This window comes from Planotetraspora sp. GP83, assembly GCF_041262585.1.
In the GTDB taxonomy this organism is placed as follows: domain Bacteria; phylum Actinomycetota; class Actinomycetes; order Streptosporangiales; family Streptosporangiaceae; genus JAOEGB01.
On sequence record NZ_JBGCBZ010000017.1, the window covers coordinates 133,131 to 148,139 of the forward strand.

The 15,009-nt window shown below is 70.1% G+C and carries 13 protein-coding genes; 6 read left to right on the forward strand and 7 right to left on the reverse strand.

Annotated elements, in window-relative coordinates:
- Window positions 1–3: 3 nt before the first annotated feature.
- Window positions 4–525 carry a hypothetical protein gene (locus tag ABH927_RS23345; RefSeq protein ID WP_370024464.1) on the reverse strand — a complete coding sequence of 174 codons (522 nt, stop codon included), beginning with the start codon at window positions 523–525 and terminating at the stop codon, window positions 4–6.
- Between the two features lie 176 nt (window positions 526–701).
- Here ABH927_RS23345 and ABH927_RS23350 point away from each other — a divergent pair, with 176 nt between their 5' ends.
- Window positions 702–1,310, forward strand: a complete 609-nt coding sequence (locus ABH927_RS23350; RefSeq protein ID WP_370024466.1) for a flavin reductase family protein — start codon at window positions 702–704, stop codon at window positions 1,308–1,310.
- 26 nt (window positions 1,311–1,336) lie between these two features.
- Here the strand turns inward: ABH927_RS23350 and ABH927_RS23355 are convergent, their stop codons facing one another.
- Together ABH927_RS23355 and ABH927_RS23360 are read right to left on the reverse strand one after the other, a co-directional pair.
- Window positions 1,337–3,415: a hypothetical protein gene (locus tag ABH927_RS23355; protein ID WP_370024468.1), complete on the reverse strand. Its 2,079-nt coding sequence runs from the start codon at window positions 3,413–3,415 to the stop codon at window positions 1,337–1,339.
- Window positions 3,416–3,812: 397 nt separating this feature from the next.
- Complete coding sequence (locus ABH927_RS23360; protein ID WP_370024470.1) at window positions 3,813–4,586, reverse strand: hypothetical protein; 774 nt, start codon at window positions 4,584–4,586, stop codon at window positions 3,813–3,815.
- A gap of 507 nt (window positions 4,587–5,093) precedes the next feature.
- Between ABH927_RS23360 and ABH927_RS23365 the strand changes: the two genes are divergently transcribed.
- Together ABH927_RS23365 and ABH927_RS23370 are read left to right on the forward strand one after the other, a co-directional pair.
- Entirely contained in the window at window positions 5,094–5,768 is a 675-nt protein-coding gene (locus ABH927_RS23365) for a DUF4232 domain-containing protein (RefSeq protein WP_370024472.1), read from the forward strand.
- Window positions 5,769–5,926: 158 nt separating this feature from the next.
- Window positions 5,927–6,832 carry a helix-turn-helix domain-containing protein gene (locus tag ABH927_RS23370; protein WP_370024474.1) on the forward strand — a complete coding sequence of 302 codons (906 nt, stop codon included), beginning with the start codon at window positions 5,927–5,929 and terminating at the stop codon, window positions 6,830–6,832.
- A gap of 68 nt (window positions 6,833–6,900) precedes the next feature.
- Here ABH927_RS23370 and ABH927_RS23375 read toward each other — a convergent pair whose 3' ends face one another.
- A complete protein-coding gene (locus tag ABH927_RS23375) occupies window positions 6,901–7,713 on the reverse strand; it encodes an SAM-dependent methyltransferase (RefSeq protein ID WP_370024476.1) in 813 nt (270 codons plus the stop codon).
- 87 nt (window positions 7,714–7,800) lie between these two features.
- Window positions 7,801–8,481 (reverse strand): FkbM family methyltransferase, encoded by a 681-nt coding sequence (locus ABH927_RS23380; RefSeq protein ID WP_370024478.1) that lies wholly within the window; start codon window positions 8,479–8,481, stop codon window positions 7,801–7,803.
- A gap of 383 nt (window positions 8,482–8,864) precedes the next feature.
- On the opposite strand from ABH927_RS23380, the gene ABH927_RS23385 reads away from it, so the two are divergent.
- The 3 genes from ABH927_RS23385 to ABH927_RS23395 are packed head-to-tail and all read left to right on the forward strand — an operon-like array spanning window position 8,865 to window position 11,908.
- Complete coding sequence (locus ABH927_RS23385; protein WP_370024480.1) at window positions 8,865–9,593, forward strand: class I SAM-dependent methyltransferase; 729 nt, start codon at window positions 8,865–8,867, stop codon at window positions 9,591–9,593.
- On the forward strand, window positions 9,475–10,707 hold the full coding sequence (locus tag ABH927_RS23390) for a glycosyltransferase family 2 protein (protein ID WP_370024543.1): 1,233 nt from the start codon (window positions 9,475–9,477) through the stop codon (window positions 10,705–10,707). Before ABH927_RS23385 ends, ABH927_RS23390 begins: the two co-directional genes overlap by 119 nt.
- A 13-nt stretch (window positions 10,708–10,720) precedes the next feature.
- Window positions 10,721–11,908 carry a glycosyltransferase gene (locus tag ABH927_RS23395; protein ID WP_370024482.1) on the forward strand — a complete coding sequence of 396 codons (1,188 nt, stop codon included), beginning with the start codon at window positions 10,721–10,723 and terminating at the stop codon, window positions 11,906–11,908.
- Here ABH927_RS23395 and ABH927_RS23400 read toward each other — a convergent pair.
- Together ABH927_RS23400 and ABH927_RS23405 are read right to left on the reverse strand one after the other, a co-directional pair.
- Window positions 11,877–14,519 carry a tetratricopeptide repeat protein gene (locus ABH927_RS23400; protein WP_370024483.1) on the reverse strand — a complete coding sequence of 881 codons (2,643 nt, stop codon included), beginning with the start codon at window positions 14,517–14,519 and terminating at the stop codon, window positions 11,877–11,879. The genes ABH927_RS23395 and ABH927_RS23400 overlap by 32 nt on opposite strands.
- A complete protein-coding gene (locus ABH927_RS23405; protein ID WP_370024484.1) occupies window positions 14,506–14,901 on the reverse strand; it encodes a hypothetical protein in 396 nt (131 codons plus the stop codon). The genes ABH927_RS23400 and ABH927_RS23405 overlap by 14 nt, the downstream gene beginning before the upstream one ends.
- Window positions 14,902–15,009 lie beyond the last annotated feature (108 nt).

Below are 15,009 nucleotides of genomic sequence, written 5' to 3' on the forward strand. Positions count from 1 at the left end.
CTGTCAGGGGGTGTAGATCTCCTGGAACTTGACGATCTTTCCCTTGTACACCGTGATGAGCGCCGGGCGCTTGTCCTTCAGGCGGGAGATGAGGACCTTGCGGGAGCAGCGCTTGGTGCCCAGGCTCTGGTCGCTCGCCGTCACGTCGGTGCCCTTGCAGCCGGTGGCGCTGTAGAACGCGACCTTCGCCGAGACGGGTGAGGCGTACGCGGTGACGTCGCCCTCCGGCGGGCCGGTGAAATGGCCCTCCGTGTTGCCGGACTTGTCCTTCACCCACTTGATGGGCGTGTACTCGGCCACCCCGCCGCTGTAGTGGGTGACCCAGCCGCGCAGGATGCCGTCGTGCCGGGGGCTGATCCCCTTGGTGAAGTCATGCTTCGGGTCGGTCTGGAAGGACGTCCCGAAGACCTTGGGCTGCTTGAACTTCGGCATGGCGGCCGCGTCCGCGGGGGACGCCCCCACGGCGAGCGTCGCGGCGACGGCGGTGGCGGAGAGAACGGCGGTGAGAGATGTCGAGAGCTTCACACGGTATATGAGTGCGGGACTCGGCATTTGGTTGGCCGTTTTCACGTGTGATCGTGCTCACCCCCGGAGGACCTCGCCCGCTCTTCGGCGAGCATCCGCCCGGCTCCGGCTGAGCCGCGTCCTGGCCTCCGCGCGGCGATCGGCACGCGGAGTGATCGTGATGGATACTGAGCGTCATGCGCGTCGACTTCGATCCCGGGGCCGTGGGCGGGGCCGCCTTCTACAGGTTCCTGACCTCGGTCGTCGTCCCTCGTCCGATCGCGTGGGTCTCCACGGTCACGCCGGACGGATCCATCGAGAACCTCGCCCCCCACTCCTTCTTCAGCATCGCCAGCACCGATCCGCCGATCGTGCAGTTCACCTCGATCGGCCGCAAGGACTCCCTGCGCAATGTCGAGGACACCGGCGAGTTCGTCGTGAACTTCTCCTCCGAACCGCTTTTGAACCTGATCAACGCCACCGCGACCGACTTCCCGCGGACTGTCAGCGAATTCGACTTCGCGGGAATCGATCGCGAGGCCAGCCGGCACGTCCGGCCTCCGAGGGTCGCCGCGTCCCCTGTCGTCCTGGAGTGCCGTTCGCACACCACTCTGCGCATGGGCAACTCCACCCTCGTCTTCGGGCGGGTGTTTCTCGCCGCGGTGCGCGAGGAGTACATCGTCGAGGGCCGGCCCAGCGCCGAACTGCTGCGCCCGTTGACCAAGCTCGGCGCCGACGAATGGGGCACCCTCGGCGGCATCCTGCACCTGAGCCGCATCCCCTACGAGGAGCCGCAGGCCGAATAGCCGTCAGGCCGGCGCCCCGCCACTGATCAGCCGGCATGCGTGCAAAGTTCCCGGTCGGCGAAATGATCGACGAAGATCATGTGAAGAAAGCGGTACTCGTGCGGGCGGGAGCCGACGGGGACCAGAAGCCCTGCCGACGCGGCGAACCCGCAGAACCTGTTCGCTCTGACGGGGAGCAGCCGTGCCGCGACCAGAACGGCGACGGGTAGCCAGGTCCCGATCGCACTGATTCCACAGACCGTGCCGGTTCCCACGCCCAGCAGGGTGCCGAGGTAGACGCCGGCCAAGACGGCGGGGAAGGGACCCGTCCAATTCACCACACCGAACACGGCGAGTGGCAGGGCTATGGCCGCCACCGAGGCCATCCCGAAGAAGGATGTGGAGAACAAGAACTTGATCTCGAGGTCGACGACCTCGCTCTCGTCTCTCTCGAAGAACCCCGCCCCGAACAGGGCCGCGGCCACGCCCATCCCCAACGCACTGACGAAAGCGGAGGAGACGCCGATACCGAGGGCCGAAGCGAACACGGAGGGGTCGGGGAACGGATCGGACAAGAACGTCCGCAATGCGAACGCGCCCGCGGCGATGGGCAGGGCCGCGAGCGCTCCCCCGATCGACGCGCGCGGTGTGGGAGGCCACGCCACGTGCCCGCCGACGACCGCGGTGGCGGCGAGCATGGATGTCACCATGCCCGGAATCCAGCACAGCGCCACCGCCACGAGCGCCCCGTGCTCCCTCGCCAGCGGCACCGCCGTCGAGAGCAGGGACGCCGCCCACAGGGCGATGCCGAGCGCGGGCAGGACGGGAGTGAACACCCGGCCCGGCACCGTCCCATGGAAAGTCGAGGGCGCCGTCATCGGAGACCGGATCGTGGTCGATCCCTGCCGTCTGGCACTGCGGGCGAACTGGCCGAGCCATCTGACCGTCTGCTCGTGCGTATATCCGCCTGCCTCCCATCGCGGCTGCCGCAGCGCTTCGGCGACGAAGGCGTCCAAGATATGGCTCCTCCGCACGGCGGGGTCGGCGCTCGCCGCCAGCCCGCCGACGCCGGGAGCGCGGGCCACCGCCGCGAGGACCTGCAACCAGAACGGCGAGTCGATCACCTCCCACAGTGACTCGTCGGCCTCGAGCGCGCGCCCCAGGTCCGCGAAAGCGGGCCCCGCGGCGGCGAGGTACGCCGTCACCTCGGGACGGCCCAGCGGAAGGATCGCCGCCGCGCCTCCCAATTGAAGCCGCGGCGAGCGCTCGTATTCGGCGGTCCGGCTCGACACCACGATGACCATGCCGCCATGCGCGTCGTACAGCTCGTTGATCAGATGGACGAGGCCCTCGCGCATCCCGTCGGCCACCTCGTCGAGGCCGTCCAGCAGTAGCGCGAGGTCGTCCTGCTCGAGCCAGGCCCGGCTGATCCTGGCACCGACGCCGTACCGTTCCTGGGCCTGGGCCAGCAGCCAGTCACGCAGGTCGTGGACGGTGGGCTCACGTTTGAGGAAGGGCAGCAACGGCCGCTTGCGCCCCCAGCCGCCGAGGTGGATGAGCATGGGGACCGGCTTGGCCCTGCCCGCATCGTCCCGCGCCTCGTCGAGCAATGCGGCGGTCAGTTCGAGGAGCTGGGTGGACTTCCCGGCGCCCGGCGGGCCGAGCAGCAGCAGCGAGCGCCCGCTCTCGTCGAAAGCCTCACGCACGCTGAGCCGGGCGGCGTCGGCGGACGCGCCGAGGCGCCGCACGTGGTTGCTCAACGCCGGCGTGACAGCACCAGGGCGCTGCTCGATCCGCGTGTCGGCACGGACCATGTCCCCCAGCTTGATCGTGAGCTGCTGTGTCACGTAATCCCGGATGTTCTCCAGCGCCCATTCTCTGGCCGCCGGGCGGGTCTTGCCGTACATGCGGGGCCCTGTCGCGACACCCGCTGGACGGCTTGCGGCGAGAGCCAGGAACGCCGCCACCAGCCCCAGCGTCACCACAGCCGGCCACGCCCAACTCCGATACGGCTCCAGCCAGGACGGCAGTGGCTCGCTGGTGGCGAGGTTCGTCGCGACCGGCAGCAGCACCGAACCGACCGCGACTGCCGCGACGATCGCCCCGGCCCGCCATACCCCGCGCATCCCCACCACCCTCGCCGATGCCCGAGGGTAATTATCTTGATGTCTGCCCTACCGCGAAATGGTTCGGACCTCCCTTCCGCCCCGCCCTTGCCGCGTGATCATGCACATGCTCCCGCGCGCACCGTCCTACCTGGCGCTTTTGTGTAGCGTGATCATGCATGACGAGGGTGCGCCCGAGGGACAGCCACCGCATGATCACAAATGGTGCCGGCCCTGATCAGACCGCGTACGGCGGAATCCGTGCATGATCACGATCCGGGGAACCCCAGGGAACCCCACGTCCCCGAGCTTCCCGGGAAACCCTGCATGATCACGGCGACGGCGGCTGGTCGGACAGCGAGATGGCGCCCGACGCGGACAGGACGTTGAACGGGGTGAGCCCGGCATGAAACGCACCTCACTCGTGCGGAAGCAGATACCTCCAGGACAACGCGAGTCGCGCGCCTGACGTGTCCGCGAACACCGGCCAGCTACCGGGCTGCGCCCTGTCGTGCGGCACCAGCCGGATGACCGCGTTCGCGGCCTGCCCCGAGAGGTCCTGGGTGCGAACCGGTGACTGCGGATCCGACTGCGGAGGGACAGGCACGTCCTTAGGCCAGTCGCGGACCTTGCCGGTGTGACCTGTCGCGTCCTCGCCTACCAGCCGTACACGGTCGGCGGTGTAGTCCTGACCCTCGGCGGTCACGCGCTCCGCAAGCCGGGCCAGGCGGTCCCGTGCGTCATAGAGCGGCTTGTCATACGCCCCGCCGATCTCGTCCAAGGCCGGCACGCGGACCTCTCGCATCTTCCCGCCGCCCGCCCGCACGCCGAGCATCGTGGTCGGGGCGTCCGCCACGGCCGGCGCACCGGGATGGGGCGTGGCGGTCGGAGGCTGTCCGGCGAGGTCATGGTCCAAGGCGGAGACGACGTCGCCCACCTCGGAAGGGGACAGACGCAGTTGCCGGGCCGCGTCCACCACCACCTGCCCGTCGGCGTACACCACGACGTGCGGAGGCCGGATGGCCAGCCACCCGGGAGTGACGAACCCGTCTTCCATCTGCCACAGGGCGACCGGCTGATCGTCGTCCACCACAGGCGACGCGGCGGTCGCCTGAGCGGTGTCGTCGGCCCGCCCGCAGGCCGTCCCGAGGAGCAGCACCGCGATGACCAGCACGAAAGCTCTTATCGTCATAACACCATGACGATCGCCGGGGATCCGCGGTTCAGCGTCAGCCGGAAGATCCCACAGGTTTCGCGTCTCCGAACCTGAGGGTGTGGCGTCGCGGCGGCGGGAAGGGCCCAGCTCATCACGGTGCTCAGCACGGTCGAATGACTGATGCCCGGCGGCGCGGAAGATGCGAGCGTGAATGCCATGGGGGAACACAGCGAGGAGACCGCACCGGCTGGGAGCGGAACATCGAGCGCGTCCGCCCTGCTCCGGCGCGGGACGGCGCCGGAAGGGCGCGGGAACGCCGAGCGCCGGCGCCGTGTTCTACGTGACGCTTCGAAGGCGCTCACGCACACGACGCCGGAAAGCAATGCGACGACTAGCCAGAGGGGGACCGACGTGACGAACCAGCAGGGATTCCGCGCCGGGCGACGTGAGAGGGAGGCGGTCCGCGGCCGGGACGGGCTACGTCAGCGGGAGGGAGTCCGTGGCCGGGGTGGGCCTGCGCGACCGGCCTTCGCCAGGAGCTTGGTGCTCGCAGGCGGAGCCGTCCTGCTCGCGGTGCTGACCGGCTGCGCGGGCGGCGGTGGCACGGGCGCCGCCGCCCCGCCCGGATCAACGAGCCCGGGAAACGGGGGCCACGCCAGCGGGGGGCAAGGGATCGGGGGCCAGACGAGCTCCCCCGCTGCTCCGGCGACGACCCTCCCGCCCGGCGGGGGCGGCACACCGGCCGTCACCCGTACGCCCGCGCCGACCGGCGGCAACCAGCCCAGCGGCGCGCCCGGCGGCCGTTGCCACACCTCCGACTTGCGCGCTTCCGTCGGCCCCAACCATCCCGGCGCGGGCCAGGAGAACTTCGCGATCGTGCTGACCAACAAGTCGGGTCACACCTGCACCGTCTACGGCTTCCCGGGTGCCGCGTTCGTCAACGACGCCGGGCAGGCCGTCACGGTGAACCCGGAGCGCTTGACCGGAGTGGAGAAGCGGCGCGTGCCGCTGGCCCCGGGCCACAGCGCGTGGGCCGCCTTGACGTACTCGAATCCCCAGCTCACCGGGGTGACGACCGTGACGCCGGCCGCGCTGCTGATCACGCCTCCCGATGAGACCGCACCGCTCAAGGTGCGCTGGACCGGCGGGCCGGTCTCCAACACCGGCAAGGCCTCCGTTCCTCAGCTGGGCCCCTTCCAGGCCGACGACGGCGCCTGACCGCTGACCCGGTCCTGGATGGAACGGCGCCCGCCAGAGCCCTGCCGTCCGCACTCGGGGACCTCACGGAACGCTCCGTAAAGGCTCACGGCACCGTCCATTTATGTGAAAAGGTGGATTAAGTCCGTGCCCGATGCGGCTGCTGCTGAGGAGCAAGAATGGAAACAATCGAGGCGGCAGGCCACCAGCGCGACGCCGGCGTGCCGGACTCCGCGCATATGGGGCCCACCTTGCCGCGGATGGTGCTGGGTGCGCAGCTCCGGCGGCTCCGTGAGGCACGGGGCATCACGGCCGAAGAGGCGGGCGAGACGATCCGGGCGTCCCACTCCAAGATCAGTCGCCTCGAGCTGGGCCGCACCAGTTTCAAACGGCGTGACGTGGCCGATCTCCTCACCCTGTACGGCGTCACCGACGAGGCCGAACGGGCGACGCTGCTGGCCATGGCGAAGCAGGCCGGCATGCCCGGCTGGTGGCAGCCGTACCAGGACGTCGTTCCCCCGTGGCGGCAGGCGTACCTTGAGCTGGAGCAGGCGGCCACCGTCATCCGGAGCTATGAGCCCACGTTCGTCCCCGAACTGCTGCAGACACCCGGCTACGCCCGCGCGGTGATCCGTTCCGTTCACCATGAAGCCCCGCAGACGGAGATCGACCGCCGTGTCGAGCTCCGGATGAAGCGGCAGCGGATCCTGCGCCGGCCCGACGCCCCCAAGCTCTGGACCATCATCGACGAGGCGGCGTTGCGTCGCTCGGCCGGCGGCACCGCGACGATGCGCGACCAGCTACGGCACCTCATCGACATCGCTCAGCTTCCTCAGGTCACCGTGCAGGTGATGCCGTTCAGCCGCGGCGGCCACGCCGCCACGGCCGGGCCCATCACCTTCCTGCGGTTCCCTGAGGACGCGTTGCCTGACGTCGTCTTTCTGGAGCAGCTCACCGGCGGGCTTTATATCGATAAGTCCGCCGATATCGCGCATTACTGGCATGTTCTCAACCGCTTGGGTATCGAAGCCCACACACAGCGCGAGACTCGGGCCCTTATCGACCGCCTTCTCAGGGACATGTGAGGACGCGACGCCTCAGCCGCACGCCGGCACGGTCAGGAGGGACCGGCGAGACGGAGTTCGTGACGGCTCTACGGCTTCCGCCCGACGCCTCCGAAGGTCTCCGCGGCCGTCACGGTTTCGAACGGGTTGTGCTCCGGGCGCCAAAGCGATGTCGAGACCACGCCCGGCTCCAGGAGCTCCAGACCGTCGAAGAACTGGGTGATCTGCTCGGGACTGCGCAGGTGATAGGGCACCGCGCCCCCCTCGTTGTAGTGGCGCTGCGCCTCGACAAACGACTCGTCGACGTCGCTGCCGTCATACAGCACGAGGTAGCCACCCGACGGCAGGGCGTCCACCAGGCGCTTGACGATCGCCTGCGCCTCGCCGTCCGCGACGTGGCCCATGATGCCCATCAGCATGAGGGCGACCGGCCGGGCGAAGTCCAAGGTCTTGGCCGCCGTTTCGAGGATCTTCTCGGGCTCGTAAAGGTCGGCGTCGATGTAGGTGGTGACGCCCTGCGGGGTGCTGGTCAGCAGGGCTCGCGCGTGCGTCAGCACGAGGGGGTCGTTGTCCACGTAGACGATCCGGGACTCCGGCGCGACCCGTTGGGCGACCTCATGCGTGTTGTCCACCGTCGGCAGGCCTGTGCCGACGTCGAGGAACTGGCGGACCCCGGCCTCGCCGGCCAGGTGCCGGACAGCGCGGACGAGGAAGTAACGTGAGGCACGGGCCATGTCGGCGATGCGCGGGAAGACCTCGCGGTACTGGTCACCCGCTTCGCGGTCGACGGGATGGTTGTCCTTGCCACCGAGCCAGTAGTTCCAGATCCGGGCCGAGTGCGGCACGGTGGTGTCGATCGCGGCCGGGGGCTGATCGCCCGCGGTGGGCACGTCTTCTTTCACAGGGGGAGCCTTCCTGTCGTGTCCCGCATCGGTTGGCGCAGTCACATTCTGCCGAAGTCCCGCCCCCGCGACGTCGACGACGCCCGGTCAGGGGTGTGCCACGTAGTTGATCAGACGGCGGGCGTGGAAGACCTTCCGCAGGTCGTCCCTTCCGAAGGGGCCCTCGCCGAACACGTCGAACAGGCGCATCCCGGCCTCCCGGCAGACGAGGTCGTAGAGATCGGCCGGGCCCACCTCGAAGGCGCCAGCGCCGTCTCGCTGGAACTCGATGATGAGGATGGGCCGGTGCCGGGTGATGGTCCCCATGGCGCCCCGCAGCACCTCGATCTCCGCGCCCTCGACGTCGATCTTGATGACCCGGGGCGTATACGAGTCCGGCAGGGAGGAGTCCAGATCGACCACGTCGACCTCGATGCGCTCGAACCTGTGCCCTTGGAAATAGGGAAGCACGCGCAAACTGCTCAGCGCGGGCTCCTCGATGACGTGGAAGAAGGGCATCCTGCCCCCGCGGTCGGCGATCGCACATTGACGAACGTCGACACCGGGAAAGTCCCGGACCAGCCTTTCCGCCAGAGCCGGGATGGGTTCGAAGGCGAGATGGCGGCCCAACGGCGCCAGGTCGACCATCTCTCGCAGGATGTCGCCGCTATTCGCGCCGATGTCGACACAGTTGTCCTCTGGCCGCAGGACCTGTGACAGCAACGTGCGGATGGCCGAATGCTCCATGTGATCCCGCTCGCGCAGGAAGCGCGCATGCCGCTCGCGCACGCCTTCTCCTTGGCTGGTAATGGTCACCGGCGACTCCATTGAAGCACCTGGTGACGCCGGGAACCATCGCCTCCTTATGCTGCCGAATGGCCGGGAAACCGGTTATGTACATGATCCGTCTCGTCTGAGACACTGATCGTGTTCTGGGGTCCACGAGCGGAGCGTGCATGCTGGCTCGTAAAGCGATGGCCGGGGAATTCCAGCATTGGAATCGCCGATGGGGAGCGCCGTTCGGATTTCACGGATATGCCGAACTGTGCCGCCCGGGCGCATTACAGGAAAGCGTCGTCCGTCGCGTCGGCATGTTCGGAGCACAACCCAACAGCAGCACCCGGCGGGTCGAGTTCCCGTGGGCGTTCCACGCGTCGCCGGTTCGTCCGGGCATGCGTGCCGTGGAAATCGGCGGCGGCATGTCCGGGTTCCAGTTCGCCCTGGACCGGTCCGGCGCGCGGGTGATCAATGTCGATCCCTTCGTCGGGTACGGCGAAGCCGACGCCCCTTGGCCCGACCCGGTCGAGTCGCATAAGGCGCTGAACCGTCTTCTCGGAACCCGGGTGGAGTTGCGCAGGAGCAGGCTGGGCGCCGCGGGACTGCCGAGCGACTCGGCCGACGCCGTCTACTGCATCTCGACTTTGGAGCACCTCGCGGCGGCGGAGGTGGATGAGGTGCTCGCTGAGGCGCGCCGGATACTGCGTCCGGGTGGCGACCTCGTGCTTACGGTGGATCTCTTCCTCGACATCCACCCGTTCACCGGGACCACGCGCAACCAGTGGGGACGCAATGTCCGCCTGGCCGACCTCGTGGCGGCGTCCGGCCTGCGCCTGATCACCGGTGACCGGCGGGAGCTCCTGGGGTTTCCAGAGTTCAGCCCGGAGCGGGTGCTCGCCGAGCTGGATCGGTACGAGGTGAACGATTTCTACCCCCAGCTCGCCCAACTCCTCGTGCTGCGTAAGCCGGACACGGAACCGCCCCTGGAGAGCCCCCATGGACCTCATCCTCGTGATCGCGACCATCCCTCTGCTCTGGCTGTGCCGCACGACCCTCGGCCGGATGCGGGCGCTCACCCGATCAGTACGGCTGCGCCTGCGGAACCCACCGCGCGCCGCCGCTGAGGAAGCCGAACCCGCGCTGAGCTTCTCCCTCCTGGTCACGGCGCGAAGGGAGGCGGCGGTGCTGGAGGACAACCTGCTGCGCCTGTCCCTGTCCGATCACCCGGCCTTCGAGATCCTCGCGGTCGTGGACGCCGACGACGACGCCACCGTGGCGGCGGCGCGGCGAGCGGCGGCCATCAGGCCGGACCTCATCACGGTGCTCGTGGACGATGGGGGAGACATGAAATCCGGCGCGCTCAACCGGGCCATGGCGCACTGCCGCCACGACGTCATCGGGGTCTTCGACGCGGACGGCTGGACGCACCCGGGTCTCCTCCGGGCCGTGGACGCCCATCTGCGGCGAACCGAGGCCGACGCGATCCAGGCGCAGAACCAGCCGCTCAGGAACTCGCCTCGCTGGTACCAGTCGCAGCACATGGTGGAGACGTATTTCATGTTCCTGAACGAGCCGCGCGCGGTGGAGATCGGGTTGCTGGACGTCAGGCTCAGCGGAAACTCCTGCTTCGTCCGCCGCGACGCGCTGACCGAAATCGGCGCCTGGAAACCCGATCAGCTCGCCGAGGACTGCGACCTCACGATACGGCTCATGCTCGCCGGGAAGAAGCTGAGCTTCCTGCCCGATGCGACGCTCGCCACCATCGAGGAGACCCCCTCGGGCATCACGGCCTTCATCCGTCAGCGAGCCCGATGGAACCAGGGCTTCATCCAGGTCCTGCTGAACGGGGAGTGGCGCCTGCTCCCCCGGCCGGAGCGCCGCAAGATGCGCAATGTCCTGCTCGCCAACCTCTTCCGGGCCGCCTATCTTCCGGTCCTGCCGCTGTCGGTGTTCGCGGCCCTGGCGCTGGGGCCGCCGGGAATCGTCCTGCTCTCCTCTCTGACCGCGGCCGGCCTCGTCAACACCCTCCTGACGACGGCACTGGTACACCCGCTCCACGACGACTTCCCCTTCACCATGCCGAAATGGGCGAGACTCCGGCTGGCCGTCACCGTTCCCCTCTTCCACGCCGCGCTGATGGCGGCGGCCATGGTCGCGGTGCTGCGAGAGTTGCGGGGCGACCGTTCCTGGGCCAAAACCACGCACTTCGGACTTGAACTTCCGCGCGGCGCGGCGTAGGACGCCAGTGCGCGTGCTGGTGGTTTCCAACGAGACGCCGTCGGAACGGGCTACCGGGTTGCGCAGGCGGCTGTACCACACACTCAACGCCCTGGCCCAGATCGCACGGGTGGACCTCTTCTCGGTGGTGGACCCCGAGTGGGCCACTCCCGCGCCGGCGGCGGAGGATCTCCGGCTCCCGCGGACGCGCGTCATCCAGCTCCCCCGGAGCCGCCGGCGCCGGCGCATCCTGCGGACGATCCCGGGAGAGCTCGCCGCGGCGCGGGACGAGGCGGTGCGCCAGGCGTTCCTGACGTGGGCCGCGCCGCCGTACGACCTTGTCTGGTTCAGCCGCGTCAACGGCTACGTCATGCTCGCCGACCTGCTCTCCGCACCGCATGTCGTCGACCTCGACGACCTCGAACACCGCAAGCTGATGGCCCAGCGCCGGGCTCGCGCCACCGGTCCGGAGCGGCCGGGGCTGGCGGAGACGCTTCGCTGGCTCATGCTGGAGCGCCGGGTCGCCCGTACCGCGGACGCCGTGGTCCTGTGCAGCACGCTGGACCGGGACCGGCTGGGGATGGGCAACATCTGGGTGGTTCCCAACGGGTACGAGGACACGGTCCCGATGGGCCGCGCCACCGGCCCGGCCGCCGCGGGACGGCCCCCGACGATCACACTGGTCGGGTTGCTCCGCTACGGCCCCAACGCCGACGGCGCGCGGCTCCTGGTACGCGAGATCCTCCCGCGGATCCACCAGGTGATCCCGGACGCCCGGGTCCGGCTGGTGGGCCAGGCCGGGCTGGATGTGACGAGTCTGCACCTGCCCCCGGCGGTCACCGTGACCGGGTGGGTTTCCGACGTCGCGTCCGAACTGGAGCGGGCGGACGTCATCGTCGCGCCACTGCGCTACGGCAGCGGGACCCGTACCAAGATCATCGAGGCGTTCGCGCACAGGATCCCCGTGGTGTCGACGGCGCTGGGCGCCGAGGGGCTCGACGCGATCCACGGCCGGCACCTGCTGATCGGGGAGACCGCGGCCGAGCTGGCGGACGCCTGCGTGGCGCTGCTCCGGGACCAGGCCCTGCGCGCCCGGCTCGTCCGTGAGGCCCACCGGCTGTACCGGGACCGGTTTCGATGGGTGGACATCGCCGAGAAGGTCAAGCAGGTGGCGCTGACCACTGCGGCGGTCAGCCGGGAAGGCTTTCCAACCAGGTCGTGACCTCCGCGCCGCGATGACTGCCGAGCGCCGTCAGCTCCCGCAGGGCGGCCTCGCCCAGCCGCCGGGCCTCGCCGGCGTCGCGGTCCGCCAGAGCGGCCTGCGCCTGGCAGTACAGGCCGACCGCGGCCTGCTCGTCGTTGCCCGCGTCGCGCGCCGCGCGGGTCATGTCCGTGAACCACTCCAGAGCCGCGTGCGCGTGGCCGAGGTCCAGTTCCACCTCGCCCATCGCGTGGAGGAACAGCGCGCGCGTGTTGGCGTTCTCCGCGGCCCGCGAGCCCAGGCCCTCGGCCAGCACGTCGCGCGCTTCGTCCGTACGGCCCGCCTCCCTCGCCGTACGCCCGAGGGCCAGCAGTGCCCCCGCCTCCAGGTCCACGATGCCCAACTGGCGTCCGGCTGCCAGGGCGTCCCGGATCCTGATCTCGGCCGTCGCGTGATCATGTCGCTGCAGGGCGAGCTGCCCGAGCTCCAGGCGAACCCGCCCCAGCCGTTCGCTCGCGCCCGACCGCTCCGCGCTCTCCGCCGCCTCCGTCAGGTGCGTCTCGGCGGCGTCCAGGTCACCGACGGCCCTCGTCACCCATCCCAGGGCGACCAGGATGGGCACGCGTTCCTGATGATCCACCTCGCGCGCCAGGGCCAGCGCCTCGCCGAGCGGCCCCCGCGCCTGCGCGAACGCGCCGCGCATGGCGGCGACCCAGCCGAGGCCCTGCAGCGCCGAGATGGTCTGGTCACGGCGCGAGAAGCGCCTGGCGATGGACAGCGCCTCCGTGAAGTGCGCCTCCGCGGTCGCGAAGTCGCCACCCCCGCCCGCGGACCAGGCGAGCACGTGGAGCACGTCACCGACGAGGTTCTGGTCGCCCAGGCCACGGGCGAGTTCCAGGCTCTCGGCGAGATGGGCCCGTGCCTGTTCGTGGGCTCCGCGCTGACCGGCCACCCAGCCGAGACCCTGCAGCGACCGGCTTCGCTGGTAGCCGCTGCCGGCCGAGCCGACCTCGGTGAACAGCGAGGCGGACTCCTCGAGGTCTCCCCGTATGCCGACCAGCCAGGCAAGCTTGGTCAGGACCGCGCCCTCCTCGGCGGGATCGGCCTGGCCCGCCGCCGTGCGGATCAGCGCCAGTGCCTCTCTGAGGTGCGGCTCCGCCCCGTCGAGGTCACCGCGCTGCTCCAGTACGGTACCGAGGCCGAGCAGCAGGAAGGCCTCGGCGGCGGGGTCGGCGAGCTCCCGCGCGGCGGCGATCGAACGCCGCAGATGGGTCTCCGCCATCTTGTAAAGGCCGCGCCCCTCCAGGAGGGGGAAGGCCGCGCGCATCCCGCGCACGAGATCCTCGCGTCGTCCCTGCTCGTCCGCGAGCCGCAGGGCCTCCCGGATGTTGGAGAGCTCCTGGTCGATGCCGTCGGGGTCCCCGCCCACTTCGCCCTCCAAGAACGCGACGAAGAACCGGATGAGCCGCAGCCCGGCCGCCTCCGTTTCCGTGGGTTGGCCGTCCCTGGCGTAGTCGCTCACCGTCTGGTGCAGCGTGTGCCGGTCGGCGCCGCTCCCCTCCACCAGACCGGCGTCGGACAACTCGTCGAGGTCATCCTCGGTCCCGCCGCCGACGGCCAGGGCGGCGGCGGTGCTGAACGTGCTCGGCTTGGACGGAAAACAGCCCAGCGCGGTGAGTGTCCTCCTGGCGGACGGGCGCAACCGGGCGGCGCTCACTTCCAGCACGGCGAGCAGCGAGAGCGGGACGTGCAGGGGCAGACTCGGATGCCTCTCGATCGGGCTCTGCGGCTGGGCGAGGCGCAACCGCTCCCGTGCCGTCCCCAACTCCTCTATGGCCCGCCGCAGACGCTCCCGGCGGCCACCCGCCGTGCGAACCCGGAGGTATCCGCCCATGAGCGTGAGCGCCAGGGGCAGCCCGCCCGCGAGACGGACCAGCTCGCGCATCGCGTCCCGCTCGTCTTCGGCCGTTCCGGCGAGCGCCTCGAGCAGGAGCAGGCCGTCCGCCTCCTCGAGCTCGGAGATCCGGCAGACCGCGTCGCCGGCGAATCGGGCGGCCACCTCCGGGACCCTGGTCGTCAGCAACCGGGCGCAGTTGGGCCCGCCGAGCCGGAACGCCAAGGCAGCCTCGGCCGTCCAGGCGTCGTCCACGACGAGCAGCATGCGCCGCAGTCCGATCGCCGCGTGGACGGCGCGCGCCCATTCTTCGACGCCGGCCGGGGCCGGCACATCGTGTGCCGCCACCCCGAGCGCCGCGCCCCAGGCCGCGAGGCTCGCGACCACGTCGGGGGTCCGTCCCAGGCCCGCCCACAGCACGCCGTCGGCGTACCGGGAGAGCATGGCGGGGTCGTGCGCGAGGACGACCGCCAGCGCGGTCTTCCCGACGCCGGGCAGGCCGTTCAGGGCGCTCAGGGCGGTGGTGCCGCCGGCCAGGAGCCGCTCCCTGACCGTTGCGACCACGTCATCGCGCCCTATGAAAGGGTGCGCCGCGGGAGGCGGGGCCAGGAACGGGACCGTACGGGGCTCGCCGTTCAAGACGATCGTCACCGTGTTGTGGTCGCCCTGGACGAACCCGTAGACCGAACCGTGGATGTGCGTCTGCCGGACTTCGGCGGTCGGCTCAGGCGTCGTCATCGCCGAAGGTCATGCGTACGTTGGCATGGTCTCCCTGGACGAAGCCGCGCACGCCGCCCTCGATGTTGTTCACGAACTTGCCGGAGCCGGCCTGATCCGCCTTGGCGAGGACGAGCACGGATCTGGCGGCCTCGACGATCGGTTCGTCGTGGTGCGCGTCGATTTCGGCGATCCTGGCGCGAAGGACGGCGGCGTTCTCCTCGCTGGGATCCGCCTCGTACTCGACCAGCTCGGCATCGTCGCCGTCGCCGTCGCCCAGCTTGCGTGCGATGAGTCCCCGCAGCCCCTCGTAGGCGTCCTTGACGGCCGCACTCGCGGTGTCCGAGAGACCGGCCGTCGCCCCCGCCGCGAGAGCCGCCAGTACCAATGAGAGCGGTTCCACAGACTCCCCCTTCACGGTCCCCCTATCGGTACCACGATTCCGCGCGGCGGGCCATGCGCGGACGGCGGACGGGGAACGCCGCCGGTCCTCTGGACGAGCTCATCAGGA